Raw genomic sequence first — 14,254 nt, forward strand, 5'->3', positions numbered from 1 at the left:
TACACATATGTATTGTGAATAATCAGATTTGAAATGCTCTGTTTTTGAGTAAAAATTGCCAAAAATTCACACTTTTTTGTGAATATAGTGTGCCTAAACCATTGATTTTAATAACCTTTTGATTTATTCAGCAAACCTTATTTATAGGCAGGGCTGTTTCAAAGTAAGTTGCTAAAAAATGTTGGGGTATTAGGGGTATTAGGGATTTTTTTTGCTTCCAGATTTCAGGTAATAATAATAAATCTTGAAATAATCAATTTATGATAGTAAATTATCAAAACTCATTACTTATTACTCTTTACTCATTACTTTCTCTTAAACAAAAATTTGAAAATGAAACAGCCCTGCTTACCTGATACCTTCTGAGATTATTATAGGGATCGATCGAAATTCAACAGAGACAGAAATTAATTTTTTTTGTCATCTTCTTTAGGAGGTTTTTTCTCCTTGATAGAGGGCATTTCTGGAACAGTTAAATCAATATAAATAATTCTTTCCCTAGGGATTTTGCTAGTGATACTTTTTAGCTTTTCTAATACCATTAATTGTTGAGGAAATCTTGAGGTATAAGCACCTAAATATACTGTTCCTAATTCAGTGGTTAAAATAATATTAGTGGGATTTTGCCAATTTACCTGAGTAATTTTGACGGCGGATTGACTTAACAAATTATAAAAATCTTGCCAATAAGCTAGATATGTTTGAGGAGTGCCAATCATTCTTAAAGTAGGTTTTAACTCTGGTTGTTGTGCTAAATTTTGATAGAGTTCATTAGAAACAAAAATCCCATCTATATCAATATACCCTACCTGTTGTAATGCCATTTTTTTTGTTTTGGGATCAACTTGCATGGCAAAAGCAACCGCTACTGGTTTTTTCTCTGTGACTCGAATCGTCAAATTCGGCGGTAATAATTCTCTCCTGATGACAATGTTGGCTAAGGGAACTTTTTTTTGTAGGGCTTCGGTTAAATCTTTGGTGGATAGCTGTAATAGGGATTGGGGATATTGAAGGGGTATTAAACCACGAATCTCGTCATCGGTAAGTAATTCATTTCCTTCGATGTTGATTTGTTGGACATCTTGAATTACCCATTCTGGCAGGGTTAAAAACCAAAATACCCCCCCTGTCAAAGACATAATTAATAGAGTCCGAGTTACCGAAACAAAACTCCTCCATCGCCGTTGATTTTTTAATTCGTCACGGCGATTTTTTAATTTGGTAGTAGAAACGGAGGTTTTTGCTGTCATCAGTTTAGTCGTTACAATTGAGAATGGGGAAGAAGCCAAAGACAATAGCTAAAATATAACAAAAATTTTTAGTTTGTAGTCAGGGTTTTAACTCTTCTTTTATATAAGTTTATATTGACATTAAAAGGTTGAATCATCAACGGCTGAAGCCATTACTACAAACTCCACTTATTACCTATGCTGATTCTTTTTTGGGTAAGGAAGAAGGATGTAGCAACAATTCTGCGGTACTACGTTTTTCTACCATTTCTTTGGTGATTACACAATTTGCCACGTCTTGACGGGATGGTAATTCGTACATCACATCTAGCATGATTTCTTCGACTATGCCTCTTAATGCCCTTGCTCCAGTTTTACGTCTGTAGGCTTCTTGAGCAATCGCACGGATAGCATCAGGCTCAAATTCTAGGGTAACGTTATCCATACCGATTAGTTTTTGATATTGTTTGACTAAGGCGTTACGGGGTTGAGTCAGAATTTCGATAAAAGTTTCTTCATTGAGGGAGTCTAACACTGCTACTACGGGTAAACGTCCTGCAAATTCGGGAATTAAGCCAAAACGAACTAAATCATCGGGCTGTAAGTTTCGGGCGGCATCGGATACTCTTTGTTCTTTGGTGGAAGTATCGGTAGGAATTTCAAAACCTAATACTTTCTTTTCTTTATTCTGTTCGATAATTTTATCTAAACCAACAAACGCTCCTCCGCAGATAAAGAGAATGTTACTGGTATCGATCGTAATGCAGTCCTGATAAGGATGTTTTCTGCCTCCTTGGGGGGGTACATTTGCCACTGTACCTTCTAACATTTTCAGTAATGCTTGTTGTACTCCTTCCCCTGACACATCTCTGGTAATGGAAGGATTTTCACTTTTACGAGCGATTTTATCGATTTCGTCTATGTAAATAATACCCCGTTGTGCTTCTTCTAGGTCTAAATTGGCTACTTGTAATAGTCTTAAGAGGATGTTTTCCACGTCTTCACCGACATATCCTGCCTCTGTGAGGGTGGTAGCATCAGCTATGGCAAAGGGTACATCCAGAATTTTGGCGAGGGTTTGCGCTAATAATGTTTTACCCGATCCCGTCGGTCCAATCAAGAGAATATTAGATTTTTGAATTTCTACAGTGTTTTCCTCGTTATGGTGGGTTCGATCGAGTTCAGATACCGTGAGGCGTTTATAATGATTATAGACAGCTACGGAAAGCACCTTTTTCGCTTCATCTTGTCCAATGACGTATTCATCGAGTTGCTGTTTAATTTCGATGGGTTTGGGTAGTTTATGGAAAGATAAAGGTTTGCGTGTGTTAGAACTGTTTTTTGTATTCGGACGAGAATTATTTTTTGCTTTAGAAGAAGGGGCGTTAACGGGCATTAATTCTTCTTCCAAAATTTCGTTACAGAGTTCTACACACTCATCACAAATGTAAACCCCCGGACCAGCGATTAATTTACGCACTTGTTCTTGAGATTTACCGCAAAAAGAGCATTTTAGATGAGAGTCGTATTTAGCCATGTTATTGATGATTGATAATAGGGTAATTTAGGAGAAAAGTTCGCTGACATCGATCGATTTGCGACTAAGGGGGAGACTAATGCCGTCTCGGATAATAACTTGATCTATCAGTCCGTATTCTTGTGCCTCTGTGGATGACATATAAAAATCTCTTTCGGTATCTTCGGAGATTCGATCGAAGGGTTGTCCTGTATGATCAGCAAGGAGTTGATTTAATTTTTGTTTAATATATAGGATTTCTTTAGCTTGAATGTCAATTTCTGTGGCTTGACCTTGCGCACCACCGAGGGGCTGGTGTATCATAATACGGGAGTTAGGAAGTCCCATGCGTTTGCCTTTCGTGCCTCCAGACAATAAAAAAGCCCCCATACTAGCGGCGATACCGAAGCAAATAGTGGAGACATCGGGTTGAATGTGTTGCATTGTGTCATAAATTGCCATTCCAGCATAGACCGAACCACCGGGGGAGTTGATATAGATATAAATATCTTTATTAGGGTCTTCAGCTTCTAGGTATAATAGTTGGGCTACGATCGAGTCTGCTAATTTATCATCAATAGCCGTGCCTAAAAAAATAATTCTTTCTCTTAATAATCGAGAATAAATATCAAAAACTTTTTCGCCCATTCCCGACGACTCTACCACCATCGGTACAGCATTATTAATAATATTTTCTTGTCGAATAGAGTGCAAGGAGAATGGATAACTATTGTTGATACTCATAAAAGATGATTGCTCCATAGCTGTTTTAGCAATTAATTATAAACCCGATTTTGATATTAAATAAATTAATATTCTTTTAAGTATAGCATAGTGAATAGTAAATAGTGAATAGTGAATAGTAAATAATTATCAATTTTTAATGTAATCTAAAACTTAAAACTATCTTGTATATTAAGGTTTTTTGGGCATTAATTACTAAATAATAACTCGACAAATATGCCAATCAGGAAGGACTTTTGCCCCCATATTTTCGTAAAAATCAATGGCTGATTGATTCCAGTTTAAAACACTCCATTCTACCCTCCCAAAATCTCTTTTTTTCGCTAAATTAATCAGATAATTTAACAAGGCTTTGCCGATACCTTGACGGCGATATTCGGGTAAAACAAACAAGTCTTCTAAATAAATACCGGGCTTAGTTAAAAAGGTGGAATAATTAGTAAAAAATAGAGCAAAACCCACAGATTTATCATCTAATTCGGCAATAATTGCCTCTGCATAGGTAGGATTTCCAAACAAGTGTTTCTCTAAATTTTCGATATTGCCTGTTACTTCATGGGATAATTTTTCATAGTCTGCTAAGGCTTGAATTAACTGAAATACTGTTTCTACATCGTCAATGGTGGCAAGACGAATATTAAGGTTATTCTCTATCATAAAGTTAAAATTCTATACCAGCTTGAGCTTTAATTCCTTGTTCTTTAAAAGGATGTTTAATCAACTTCATTTCTGTTACTAAATCAGCTCGATCGATCAGTTCTTGTTTAGCTCCTCTACCTGTTAAAATAACGTGGGTATCTTCAGGTTTTTGCTCAATAATTTCTAACACTTCACTTAAGTTTAAATAGTCTAATTTTAAAGCAATATTAATCTCATCTAATAACACTAATTTATACTCTGGATTAAGAATAAAATCTTTCGCTTTTTGCCATGCTTTATGTGCCATGAGAATATCTCTTTCTCTATCTTGGGTTTCCCATGTAAAGCCTTCCCCCATAGCATAAAATTCTAATTGGTTTTCCCATTTTGCGAGGACTTCTTTTTCAGCAGGTTGCCACGCACCTTTAATGAATTGTACGATCGCCACTTTGTAACCGTGACCTAACGATCGAATTACCATACCCAAACCTGCGGTTGTTTTACCCTTACCATTACCAGTATGAACAATTATTAAGCCTTTTTCGTCTGTCATATTCGCCAAACGTTGCTCTTGAATTTCCTTTCGGCGTTGCATTTTGAGTTTATAATCCGTATCGCTTAATTGAGTATTCATAAAGGGAATTAAGTAAAAAGTAAGGAAAAATTAATTGTTATTCATTCTTAATTCTTCATTCTTAATTCTTCATTCTTCTAATTTAACCATCCTTTTAAGCGTCTTGCAACTTGTGGTCTTCTGAGCTTACGCATGGCTTTAGTTTGAATTTGTCTCACTCTTTCCCGTGATAATTCAAAAATTTTGCCTACTTCTTCAAGGGTATGAGCTTTTGTACTGGCTAAACCATAACGTAATACAATTACTTCTTTTTCTCTTTCACTCAATACATCACTTAATACAGAAACAATTTCTTGGTGCATCATTGTTTCATTCATTTTTTCTTCAGGCAAAAGCAGATTACTGTCTTCGAGTAACTCCATTAACTCGGTATCTTCACCTTTCCCGACACGATGATTAAGAGAAAGAGATTGGCGTTTTAATTGCAATAATTGCCCCAAGGCTTGACGAGTGATGCCCATTTCGTCAGCTATTTCTGTTTCCGTCGGTTGTCTTTGTAAATTTTGTTTTAAAATTCGTTGAGTTTTTTTGAGTTTATTGAGTTTTTCAACAATGTGAATGGGAAGGCGAATGGTGCGAGAATCATTGGCAATGGTGCGAGTAATTGCTTGGCGAATCCACCAATAGGCGTAAGTAGAGAATTTATAGCCTTTATCGGGATCAAATTTTTCGGCGGCACGATTTAAACCAATAGCGCCTTCTTGAATTAAGTCTAAAAATGGTACTCCACGATTTAAGTAACGTTTGGCGATCGATACTACCAATCGTAAGTTCGATCGAATCATTTTGCGTTTAGCGACTTTACCTTTATAGAGACGATTATCTAATTGTCTCTCATTTTCTAAGCCCATAACTTGAGCTAATTCCATTTTAGTAGGAGTTCGTTGTAAGGAACGATGTAATTCTTGTTGTTTTTCTTCGCAAACACTTAAAAATTGAACTGCATAGGCTAAATCCATTTCTTCTTCAGGGGTAAGTAAAGGATAACGAGCCATTTCTTTAAAAAAAGCACCGACAGAATCTTCGACTTTAGATTTATTGCCTCTGGTTTTTTTGCCTTTTTCCTCCTCGCTAACAGAAAATTGTGCAATAACTTGATTTAATTCTTCGTCAATGTCAGCCTCCATCAAGCCATTACCATAGTCGAGTTGACTGTTTAACTGATTCATTTGATAACTCCTCTTTTTGCCACATTTTCAACTTGTTATAGGTATGGTGTTTAATAAATCACCTTTGCTTAAGAAGTTTTGTGATATTTAATACCAAAAATATCTTAAAAGTAACTATAACAAATCTCTAATTTATAATGTAGCTAATAATTAGGCTTTTTGACGATAAATTAGGAAATATTTATATATTTTCTTAAGATTTGAGAATGAATGAATATGATTAAATGGGGATCATTTGATATTTAATGCCTCCATCTCATATAAAAAAATAATCGAAAAATAACCTATTTCTTAATCGTAATTCATAAAATTTAACAGATTATTAGGAATAAAAAACGGGGATCATTTGTCTATACTAGGTTTCAGTGTAGTCAATAATAAGCTAGTTTGCATTAGACTTCTCCATTAATTAAGATTTTAAGGGCTGAAGCCCTTACTACGAACCAACTAAAAAATCAATTGATGATAATTTTTAGCTTAAATGTCGAGAGAAGCCCTTATGCACCAAAAACTTGAATATTGTTGAAAGCACACACGGGAGAAGCATGACCAACTCTGATAGACTGGTTAGGTTCACCTTTACCGCAATAGGGTGTACCATAAAATTCTCTAGTGGAATCGTCTCCTACGAAGGCTAAGTTATGCCAAAAGTGTTGGGTAACGCCTCGATAATTAGGGTTGCGTAGCGTTTTTGTTAGTTTGCCATTTTCGATTAACTGCGCATATTCACAACCAAATTGAAATTTGTTACGATAGTCGTCGATCGACCACGATCGATTAGACTGCATATAGACACCATGCTCGATCGAACTTATGATCTCATTAAAGCTACTATGTCCCGATTCTAAGTTTAAATTAGCCATGCGATCGATGGGCGCTCTATTCCATGAACTCGATCGAAAATTGGCAACTCCTAGTACATTTGCTCTAGCCTGACTTTCTAAACTCCCTAATCCTCTCAATAAAATGCCGTCTTTGATGAGATACTCTTTTTGTGCCTTCAATCCTGCATCATCAAAACCATAACTAGCTAATTCCCCTTGCACAGTGGGATCAAAGGTGATATTCATTAAAGATGAACCATAGGCTAATGTGCCAAAATCCGACAATTTAACGAAGCTACTTCCTGCATAGTTGCGCTCATCCCCCAGAATTCGATCGATTTCTAAAGGATGCCCGATGCTTTCATGGATTTGTAGCATCATCTGATCTGGTGCTAAAACTAAAGTGGTGACTATATCAGGACATTCTTCGGCGTATAACAATTCTACCGCTTGTTCTCCTATTTGTTGCGCTCGATCGAACGTTACCATGGGATTTAAGATTTCTATTCCTCCTTGATAGCATCTCGCCATCATGCCATTATCCGTGCGTTTTTGGACTATATTTCCCTCTTGCGCTGTAGCTTCGTAATCGGTAGAAACAAGGGAAAATTCCTGTTCAATATTAGCACCATTACTACTGACAAAATGATGTTTAATGTCGCTAATTTGAGCAAAAGCAGTGGCTTTGACGATTTTATCCGAGACTTTTAATCGATGACAAGTTTCGATCAACAAATCATTCAATTCCTGATGATTGAATACTTTATCATCTTTTGAGTTCGATCGAGCAGCGCCACTGTTAAGTGATCGATAGTTTCCCTTCGTAGGAGGACGAATACTGGGATTAAAACGGAAAATACCCCAATCAGAGGCTTTTTTTGCCTGTTTTTCAGCGATTTCGATCGCAGATTGAATACTATCCTGATCTAATCTATTAGTAGCACAATAGCCTAATTGTCCATTCACCATCACTTCTACCATTACCCCATTAGTGGATTTTCGTCCATTACTTTGAGGTTTGCCATCTCGAAAAACTTTAGTGGTAGTGGTTTCGCTCACTTGTCTTAAGCCTACCCATTCGGCAGAAGTATTGAGATTATTTAAGGTTTTTTCTAAGTTAAATGTCATAGTTTTTTACAAAAATTATTATATTAGAAGTTATGCCCTTGACAAATTATTAATAGATAAAGGCTAAAGCCTTCACTACAAAACTATATTAATATTTTTTACTGGAAATCTAATAATTTATAATAAGGGAACAAAATAATCGGAGGTAATCGTAATGGTAGCTGAATTAATCAAAAATCAAACAAATTTATACGATACTGACTATAATCTTTGGGTATTAGAAACGGTTAAGCAACTAGAAAATAGAAATTTTAACTCTGTTGATTGGGAAAATTTAATTGAGGAGGTTTTAGACTTGAGTAAAAGGGATAAAAGGAAACTAGAAAGTTTATTAATAAAATTAATTGAACACCTACTAATTTTACAGTATTGGCAATCAGAAAAAGAGAGAAATAAAGGACATTGGGAAAGAGAAATTCTTAATTTTCAACAACAAATTATCAGAGAATTAGAAGATAGTCCTAGTTTAAATAATTATCTCAATAATAAATTTTTTGATTGTTACCAAAAAGGTTGTAAATTAGCTTCTAAACATTCTCAACTTCCTCTTAATATTTTTCCTGAAAAACCCCTTATATCTCTCGAACAAATATTAGATGAAAATTGGCTTTTTTCGTAAAACAGGCATCTTGGCTGTGACATTATAATTTTCACTACTTGATTAAATTCCTAGGGTTTGAATAATATTCAACCCTAACACCACCAGATTTTTGGTTATCACAATTACTATAAAAAATAATTAATTTTTTGATAAAAAAGTTTTAAGGTAGCCAATTTTCATCAAGAATTTGCTCAAAAGATAGTATTAATTTTTTCGGAAAAGTATTTAAAGGTAAGCTAGATTTATTACTAACAATTTTTTTAGCATCATCATAACATTCTTCACAAATTTCTATTAAATAACGTTTAAGACTAGGACTACTTTTTAATTCCCTTCGGATTTGAATACGAAAATTAATGATTTCTCCTTTCCAATGATTTTCATTTCTTTCTTTTTCAGAATCCCAGTATTGCAATTTGAGTAGATGTTCTAGTAATCTAGTTAAAAGACTTTCTATTTTTTTTTGATCCCTTCTACCCAAACTCGATACCTCCTCAATTAAATTTTCCCAATCTAAAGAATCTAAGTCTTTTTTTTCTAACTTTTCAATAGTGTCTAATATCCAAAGATGATAGTCAGTATCGTATAAACTTTTCTGTTTTTGTTTTAATTCTGTTACCATTTCTTCAATTATTATTAGCTAATTTTAATCATGTTTTAAATAGTTATTATTTTATCACAATATTTTTACATTTATATCAGAATGATAGATAGGATACATGACAAAGTTTGATAATCATAGAACTATTTTTTGAATCTTGTCAAAACAATGGGATTGCATTACCATAAAGAAAAAGTCTAAAAAATAGCTATGTCAAAATTAATAAAAGCTGAATCTACTTTAACCCAACGGTATCAAACCACAATCCCTTATGTAGTGCGTCAAACTTTAGGGTTAGAAAAGGGTAATAAAATTAGTTATCAAATTCAAGAGGATGGAAGTGTAATTATCACTCGTTGTCAAAATAATCAAGAAGAATTAGATCCCATTTTAGGACAATTTCTCGACTTTTTAGAGCAGGATATAAATAAGAATCCTCAACAAATAAAGGCAATGACTTCCACAGAGGTTAATCATTTAAAATCTCTTGTAAATCATGTCGCTGTTGATTTAGAAACATCATTAGAAGATGAGGAAGAATAAAATTGTTAAAGTCACAACCATTAATTATTAACGGGTGGAAAATTTATGCTCATTCCTTATTCTTAAATCAACTGAAAAAACTAACACTTAAAGTAGAAAAATTAAAGCAAAAATACCCCCAATCATATCAAGAAAAAAAAGCAACAAAATTATTAGCGGCTATTAATAAGTTAGCCTTTGAAATAATACCTCAAGAGCCGAATCGTAAAGAATACCGTCAAGGAAATACATTAGGAAAAGAGTATCGACATTGGTTTAGAGCCAAATTTTTTCAACAATACCGTTTATTTTTTAGATTTCATCAGGAAAGTAAAATTATTGTTTATGTGTGGGTAAATGATGAGCAATCAAAACGAGTTTATGGTAGTGAGACTGATGCTTATGAAGTTTTTAGAAAAATGTTGCACAACGGTAATCCTCCTGATAGTTGGGAGCAATTATTAATCGAAGTTCAATCTGAATAATCAGTTATCCTGACTTTTCTCTCCTCTTCTGATGAGAATACTTTTTCAGCAAACCCTAATTATAATAAAGTAAGTTTCAATATAATAAATTTAGTAAAGAAAGTTTTATGAAAAATAAGCTATTATCATGGCTAACTATAATTCTATTTAGTTTTATTTTAGTTGGTTGTAACGATTCGATCGAAAGTGTACAGGCATTTAACAGCGACTCCAAACCCCCCATTCCTAATGTTGAAAATATAGCAGAAGTCGCACCACCTTTACTTATTCAACAACTAAATGAAAATTTTGCCCAAACTCAACCCCAAGTTAAAATTCTCAGTCCTAATAATAATGAAGTTTTAAATACTAATAATGTAGCGGTTACTTTAGAAGTGAAGGGATTAGACATATTTAAAAATGAAGAATTGAACATGGGACCCAATTTACACTTTTTTGTGGATGATCAACCCTATCAGGCTATCTATAATACAGCAGATTCGATCGAATTAAAAGACTTATCACCCGGTACTCATACTATCAGAGTTTTTGCTTCTCGTCCTTGGCATGAAAGTTTTAAAAACGAAGGTGCTTACGCGCAAACTACCTTTCATGTATTCACCCCCACAGAAGATAACAACCCTGATGAAAACCTCCCCTTACTTACCTACAGTCGCCCCCAAGGAGTCTATTCTGCCGAACCAATTATGTTAGACTTTTATTTAACCAATACTCCCCTTCATTTAGCGGCACAAGAAAACCCCGATGATGACATCAAAGATTGGCGTATTCGAGTAACAATTAACGGCGAATCCTTTTTATTAGATACATGGCAACCCATTTATTTAACAGGTTTTAACAAAGGGCAAAACTGGGTTAAGTTAGAATTTATTGATGAAAATGGTAATGTAGTCAAAAACTCTTTTAATAGTACCGTTAGAGTGATTGATTTTCAACCGAAAGTTAAAGACACCTTAGCTAAATTAGTTACCAATAAAATTAGTTTAGCCAAAGCTCAAGCTATTACCATGAGGAATTATCCCATCACAGAAACAGAAGAAGAAGTCATTCCCGAAGAAGAAGTGATGGTGGAAGACACCACCTTAGAAGAAACCATGACGGAAGAAGTTATTTCCGAAGATGACACAATCGAGGTAGTGACTCCAGAAGCTGAAAAAGTGAAAACCTCAGAAACCACAAAAGTTGAAGATACTCAAGCTACTCCAGAGGAAACTTCAGAAGACATCATTACGGAAGAAGTTACAACGGAAGAAATTATTGTACAAGATGAAAAATCAGAATCTTGAAAACTATCAATAATCAGTAGATTTCAACCTTAATTTTTAAAACAAGAGTTATATCAATTACTTATCTAATTACTATTAGTTTTTTCCCTAATTCTGACAGTTGTTTTCTTGATTGATATTGAGTAAATTCGCCTTGATATATTTTCTAAACATAACTCGTTATTACCTCTAAATTAGAGGTAAGTAATTTATCTAAATAGTTATTAATTTTTCTTTAATTTGTATTTTTTCATTAGTTTTTTAGCCTAAAATTCAAAATTCTACTTTAGACTAATGTTATAGGTAGTGTTTTTTAGCCAAAATTTATCGTTTAGATACACTACCGGTAGTGTAATTTTTCATTTAGTCTAAAGTACCGTTAAAATTTTATTTTAGTAATATAATGTTTATTTTGTCTAAAACTATATCAAGGAAAAAGTATATTAGTTAATTCATTTTTAGTTAAATTAAAGTGATTTCCAACATCTCTTAAGATAGAATTTAATGTTCCTATTTTTAAAGGATTATGAGCAGGTATTGTTAGATGATGTTCTCCATTTTCTTCTGTAGTTAAACGGATATGACTCCCCGTTTGATGACTAATTTTATATCCTAATTTTTTGAGAGCTTTAATTAAGTCTGCACTTGATAAATCTCTGGGGATTTTCACGATGCTATTACCTCATCTCTAACAATATGTAAACGAATTATTTGAGGACGCATTTTTTCATCGATAAAATGACAATTAACAGCGTCTTTAATTTCTATTTTTAATTGTTCAAGAGTTTCAGCTTCTGTGAAAATTGATTCCCCTAATGCTTGGGCAGTATAACCACCTTCTATGGCTTCTTCTACTAAAAAAATAATTTCTTTTATAGGTTTCATAATATGATATTTTTTCTTTACTAAATTATGATTAATAGTGACTTAAGGAATGAGGATTTAATAATGTTTCCATTAACTTTGAGTACGATCGAACCTTAATGATAACACCAATCAAAAATCAATCTATCCCTATTTGTGAAATAATTGAATGTGAAGGATTCTTAAAAAAATTATTTAATCATGAAACTTACTAAGTGGAAATCTATAGTAAAACTTGCTATTACCACCATTTCTATTTTTATCATCTCGATCGTATTCAATCCTTATGGTATGCAAAATGCCCACGCCATTTTAGCGCAAGGGGATGCCATAACAGACCCAGAAGCCATTTTACGTTATGCCCTTCCCATTGATAATAAATATATCCGTGAGATTCAGGGAGATATTGAAAAAATAGGGAAAGATTTAAGGACAAAAAGATGGGCTTCAGTGGCAAAAAAAGTTAAAAATGCAGGATTTGTACTGAAATTACATCAAAACGATATTATTGCCAGTCTTCCAGAATCGTTACAACCCAAAGCCACAGAATTAGTCGCATCCATCACCGAAGATGTCGCTAAAATACAAGAGTTAATCGAAAGAGAAGATAGAGAAAAAATTTATACCCTTCGCAGTGCCATTTTAGACAATATCACCCTTTTAGAAGAAGATATGGTAATGGGTTTTCCCTTCACCGTACCCGAAGAATACTCTAACCTTCCTCAATTATTAGGTCGTGCTAAAGTAGAAGTAAAAACTACCCAAGGTGATTTATTGATTGTTGTCGATGGTTATAGTGCGCCCGTGACTGGTGGCAATTTTGTCGATTTAGTCGATCGAAAATTCTATGACGGTTTACCCTTTATCCGTGCCGAAGATTTTTATGTACTGCAAACAGGTGATCCCATCGGTGAAGCAGAAGGCTTTATCGATCCTAACACAAAACAATACAGAGGAATACCTTTAGAAATTTTAGTGAAAGGAGAATCTGAGCCTATTTATGGCTTTACTACCGAAGATTTAGGGATGTATTTAGCTCAACCAGTGTTACCTTTTAACGCTTATGGTGCAGTAGCTTTAGCTCGTCCTACAAGCGATCCCAATGGTGGTTCATCACAATTTTTCTTCTTCAAATTTGACACCGAAGTTACTCCCCCCGGTTATAACCTCATGGATGGAAGATTTGCCGTTTTTGGTTATGTTACCGAAGGTGCAGATGTTTTAGATAAACTCACCGCAGAAGATAAAATTATTTCTATGAAAGTTATCGAAGGACAAGAAAACCTCAAAACTAATTAAAAGTTGTATCCTTTGTAGTGAATAGTGAATAGTTTATAGTGTTTCATTTTTAATTCCTTGCACTGAGCATAAGTGTTAATTTTTAAAGATCGATCGTACTAATTCAGATTTTGAGAATAGAAAATGCTATCTATTTCTTCTTTAGTCATATCATAGGGATAAGGATAGGTTTTGGCATTATCCATACGACGATTTATAAATAATTCTCTGATAGCTTCATCATCTGTAGGATGTTGTCGAATATAAGTTTTTAACTCTTTCCGTGTCATTGTCGTAAAATCAGGTTTATTCATCTTGATAAAACTCCCAGTTTCCTGTTTCAAAGATAATTATTTCAATACTTTCGTTGATACCAGCCAAAATATATATCTGTTTATGTATTTTATCATATCTAAATAAATGGATCGGTTGCAACATATCAGATAGGGATTGACAAACATACACTGAAGCCGTTGCTTGTTGTTTCGTTGGCATTAATTCGTTAATTTATCATTCAAAGTTTTTTCATGTTATCAGAATTTAATCTATTAGAAGTTACGAACTTGTCCCAAAAATATTCGGATATATCATCTTAGTTTAGCAAATTCTATGACTAAGTTTGTTTGCTTTTTGTTACTAAGCTCGATCGAACCTCTAATATTTTCATGTTATGTCATTGCGAGGCACGAAGCAATCTCTAAAATCTTTAGTTTTTTCAATACTGAATTTTTGAAACTCTACCTTAAAATTTATCG

Annotated in this window: 17 protein-coding genes; 5 read left to right on the plus strand and 12 right to left on the minus strand. The window is 33.9% G+C overall.

From position 1 onward, the window contains the following. Nucleotides 1-407: 407 nt before the first annotated feature. The 7 genes from ACN4EE_RS04020 to ACN4EE_RS04050 form a co-directional block, all read right to left on the minus strand. Complete coding sequence (locus ACN4EE_RS04020; RefSeq protein WP_431705113.1) at nt 408-1,250, minus strand: cell division protein FtsQ/DivIB; 843 nt, start codon at nt 1,248-1,250, stop codon at nt 408-410. Between the two features lie 175 nt (nt 1,251-1,425). Next, on the minus strand, nt 1,426-2,766 hold the full coding sequence (gene clpX / locus ACN4EE_RS04025; RefSeq protein ID WP_431705114.1) for an ATP-dependent protease ATP-binding subunit ClpX: 1,341 nt from the start codon (nt 2,764-2,766) through the stop codon (nt 1,426-1,428). A 27-nt stretch (nt 2,767-2,793) separates the two neighbouring features. Continuing rightward, the gene (clpP, locus tag ACN4EE_RS04030) at nt 2,794-3,489 is read right to left on the minus strand and encodes an ATP-dependent Clp endopeptidase proteolytic subunit ClpP (RefSeq protein ID WP_431705115.1); all 696 of its coding nucleotides are present in this window, start codon (nt 3,487-3,489) and stop codon (nt 2,794-2,796) included. A 195-nt stretch (nt 3,490-3,684) separates the two neighbouring features. Beyond that, nucleotides 3,685-4,146, minus strand: coding sequence for a GNAT family N-acetyltransferase (locus tag ACN4EE_RS04035; RefSeq protein ID WP_431705116.1), 462 nt, complete (start codon nt 4,144-4,146; stop codon nt 3,685-3,687). A gap of 4 nt (nt 4,147-4,150) precedes the next feature. Further along, nucleotides 4,151-4,762, minus strand: coding sequence for a cob(I)yrinic acid a,c-diamide adenosyltransferase (cobO, locus tag ACN4EE_RS04040; RefSeq protein WP_431705117.1), 612 nt, complete (start codon nt 4,760-4,762; stop codon nt 4,151-4,153). 77 nt (nt 4,763-4,839) lie between these two features. Then, nucleotides 4,840-5,931, minus strand: coding sequence for an RNA polymerase sigma factor, RpoD/SigA family (locus tag ACN4EE_RS04045; RefSeq protein ID WP_431705118.1), 1,092 nt, complete (start codon nt 5,929-5,931; stop codon nt 4,840-4,842). 497 nt (nt 5,932-6,428) lie between these two features. Beyond that, on the minus strand, nt 6,429-7,883 hold the full coding sequence (locus tag ACN4EE_RS04050; protein ID WP_431705119.1) for a TldD/PmbA family protein: 1,455 nt from the start codon (nt 7,881-7,883) through the stop codon (nt 6,429-6,431). Nucleotides 7,884-8,037: 154 nt separating this feature from the next. Between ACN4EE_RS04050 and ACN4EE_RS04055 the strand changes: the two genes are divergently transcribed. Beyond that, a complete protein-coding gene (locus ACN4EE_RS04055) occupies nt 8,038-8,502 on the plus strand; it encodes a DUF29 domain-containing protein (RefSeq protein ID WP_431705120.1) in 465 nt (154 codons plus the stop codon). A 142-nt stretch (nt 8,503-8,644) separates the two neighbouring features. Here the strand turns inward: ACN4EE_RS04055 and ACN4EE_RS04060 are convergent, their stop codons facing one another. Next, entirely contained in the window at nt 8,645-9,106 is a 462-nt protein-coding gene (locus ACN4EE_RS04060) for a DUF29 domain-containing protein (protein WP_431705121.1), read from the minus strand. A 189-nt stretch (nt 9,107-9,295) separates the two neighbouring features. On the opposite strand from ACN4EE_RS04060, the gene ACN4EE_RS04065 reads away from it, so the two are divergent. The 3 genes from ACN4EE_RS04065 (at nt 9,296) to ACN4EE_RS04075 (ending at nt 11,378) form a co-directional block, all read left to right on the plus strand. Continuing rightward, entirely contained in the window at nt 9,296-9,628 is a 333-nt protein-coding gene (locus ACN4EE_RS04065; protein WP_431705122.1) for a type II toxin-antitoxin system PrlF family antitoxin, read from the plus strand. 2 nt (nt 9,629-9,630) lie between these two features. After that, nucleotides 9,631-10,092, plus strand: a complete 462-nt coding sequence (locus ACN4EE_RS04070; protein ID WP_431705123.1) for a type II toxin-antitoxin system YhaV family toxin — start codon at nt 9,631-9,633, stop codon at nt 10,090-10,092. A gap of 107 nt (nt 10,093-10,199) precedes the next feature. Continuing rightward, the gene (locus ACN4EE_RS04075; RefSeq protein WP_431705124.1) at nt 10,200-11,378 is read left to right on the plus strand and encodes a hypothetical protein; all 1,179 of its coding nucleotides are present in this window, start codon (nt 10,200-10,202) and stop codon (nt 11,376-11,378) included. Nucleotides 11,379-11,784: 406 nt separating this feature from the next. Here ACN4EE_RS04075 and ACN4EE_RS04080 read toward each other — a convergent pair whose 3' ends face one another. Then, nucleotides 11,785-12,027 (minus strand): type II toxin-antitoxin system HicA family toxin, encoded by a 243-nt coding sequence (locus tag ACN4EE_RS04080; protein WP_431705125.1) that lies wholly within the window; start codon nt 12,025-12,027, stop codon nt 11,785-11,787. Further along, nucleotides 12,024-12,242, minus strand: a complete 219-nt coding sequence (locus ACN4EE_RS04085) for a 2-oxoisovalerate dehydrogenase (RefSeq protein ID WP_431705126.1) — start codon at nt 12,240-12,242, stop codon at nt 12,024-12,026. Before ACN4EE_RS04085 ends, ACN4EE_RS04080 begins: the two co-directional genes overlap by 4 nt. A gap of 180 nt (nt 12,243-12,422) precedes the next feature. Between ACN4EE_RS04085 and ACN4EE_RS04090 the strand changes: the two genes are divergently transcribed. Then, nucleotides 12,423-13,520, plus strand: a complete 1,098-nt coding sequence (locus ACN4EE_RS04090) for a peptidylprolyl isomerase (RefSeq protein ID WP_431705127.1) — start codon at nt 12,423-12,425, stop codon at nt 13,518-13,520. Between the two features lie 98 nt (nt 13,521-13,618). Here the strand turns inward: ACN4EE_RS04090 and ACN4EE_RS04095 are convergent, their stop codons facing one another. Then, on the minus strand, nt 13,619-13,813 hold the full coding sequence (locus ACN4EE_RS04095; protein WP_431705128.1) for a DUF6887 family protein: 195 nt from the start codon (nt 13,811-13,813) through the stop codon (nt 13,619-13,621). Next, a complete protein-coding gene (locus ACN4EE_RS04100; protein WP_431705129.1) occupies nt 13,806-13,994 on the minus strand; it encodes a DUF6888 family protein in 189 nt (62 codons plus the stop codon). The genes ACN4EE_RS04095 and ACN4EE_RS04100 overlap by 8 nt, the downstream gene beginning before the upstream one ends. Nucleotides 13,995-14,254: the final 260 nt, after the last annotated feature.

This window comes from Geminocystis sp. CENA526, from assembly GCF_050753365.1.
Taxonomy (GTDB): Bacteria; Cyanobacteriota; Cyanobacteriia; order Cyanobacteriales; family Cyanobacteriaceae; genus Geminocystis.

Coding starts and splice junctions, on each gene's coding strand:
- ACN4EE_RS04020 (WP_431705113.1), bottom strand. CDS start 1,250: ATGACAGCAAAAACCTCCGTTTCTACTACCAAATTAAAAAATCGCCGT.
- clpX (WP_431705114.1), bottom strand. CDS start 2,766: ATGGCTAAATACGACTCTCATCTAAAATGCTCTTTTTGCGGTAAATCT.
- clpP (WP_431705115.1), bottom strand. CDS start 3,489: ATGAGTATCAACAATAGTTATCCATTCTCCTTGCACTCTATTCGACAA.
- ACN4EE_RS04035 (WP_431705116.1), bottom strand. CDS start 4,146: ATGATAGAGAATAACCTTAATATTCGTCTTGCCACCATTGACGATGTA.
- cobO (WP_431705117.1), bottom strand. CDS start 4,762: ATGAATACTCAATTAAGCGATACGGATTATAAACTCAAAATGCAACGC.
- ACN4EE_RS04045 (WP_431705118.1), bottom strand. CDS start 5,931: ATGAATCAGTTAAACAGTCAACTCGACTATGGTAATGGCTTGATGGAG.
- ACN4EE_RS04050 (WP_431705119.1), bottom strand. CDS start 7,883: ATGACATTTAACTTAGAAAAAACCTTAAATAATCTCAATACTTCTGCC.
- ACN4EE_RS04055 (WP_431705120.1), top strand. CDS start 8,038: ATGGTAGCTGAATTAATCAAAAATCAAACAAATTTATACGATACTGAC.
- ACN4EE_RS04060 (WP_431705121.1), bottom strand. CDS start 9,106: ATGGTAACAGAATTAAAACAAAAACAGAAAAGTTTATACGATACTGAC.
- ACN4EE_RS04065 (WP_431705122.1), top strand. CDS start 9,296: ATGTCAAAATTAATAAAAGCTGAATCTACTTTAACCCAACGGTATCAA.
- ACN4EE_RS04075 (WP_431705124.1), top strand. CDS start 10,200: ATGAAAAATAAGCTATTATCATGGCTAACTATAATTCTATTTAGTTTT.
- ACN4EE_RS04085 (WP_431705126.1), bottom strand. CDS start 12,242: ATGAAACCTATAAAAGAAATTATTTTTTTAGTAGAAGAAGCCATAGAA.
- ACN4EE_RS04090 (WP_431705127.1), top strand. CDS start 12,423: ATGAAACTTACTAAGTGGAAATCTATAGTAAAACTTGCTATTACCACC.
- ACN4EE_RS04095 (WP_431705128.1), bottom strand. CDS start 13,813: ATGAATAAACCTGATTTTACGACAATGACACGGAAAGAGTTAAAAACT.
- ACN4EE_RS04100 (WP_431705129.1), bottom strand. CDS start 13,994: ATGCCAACGAAACAACAAGCAACGGCTTCAGTGTATGTTTGTCAATCC.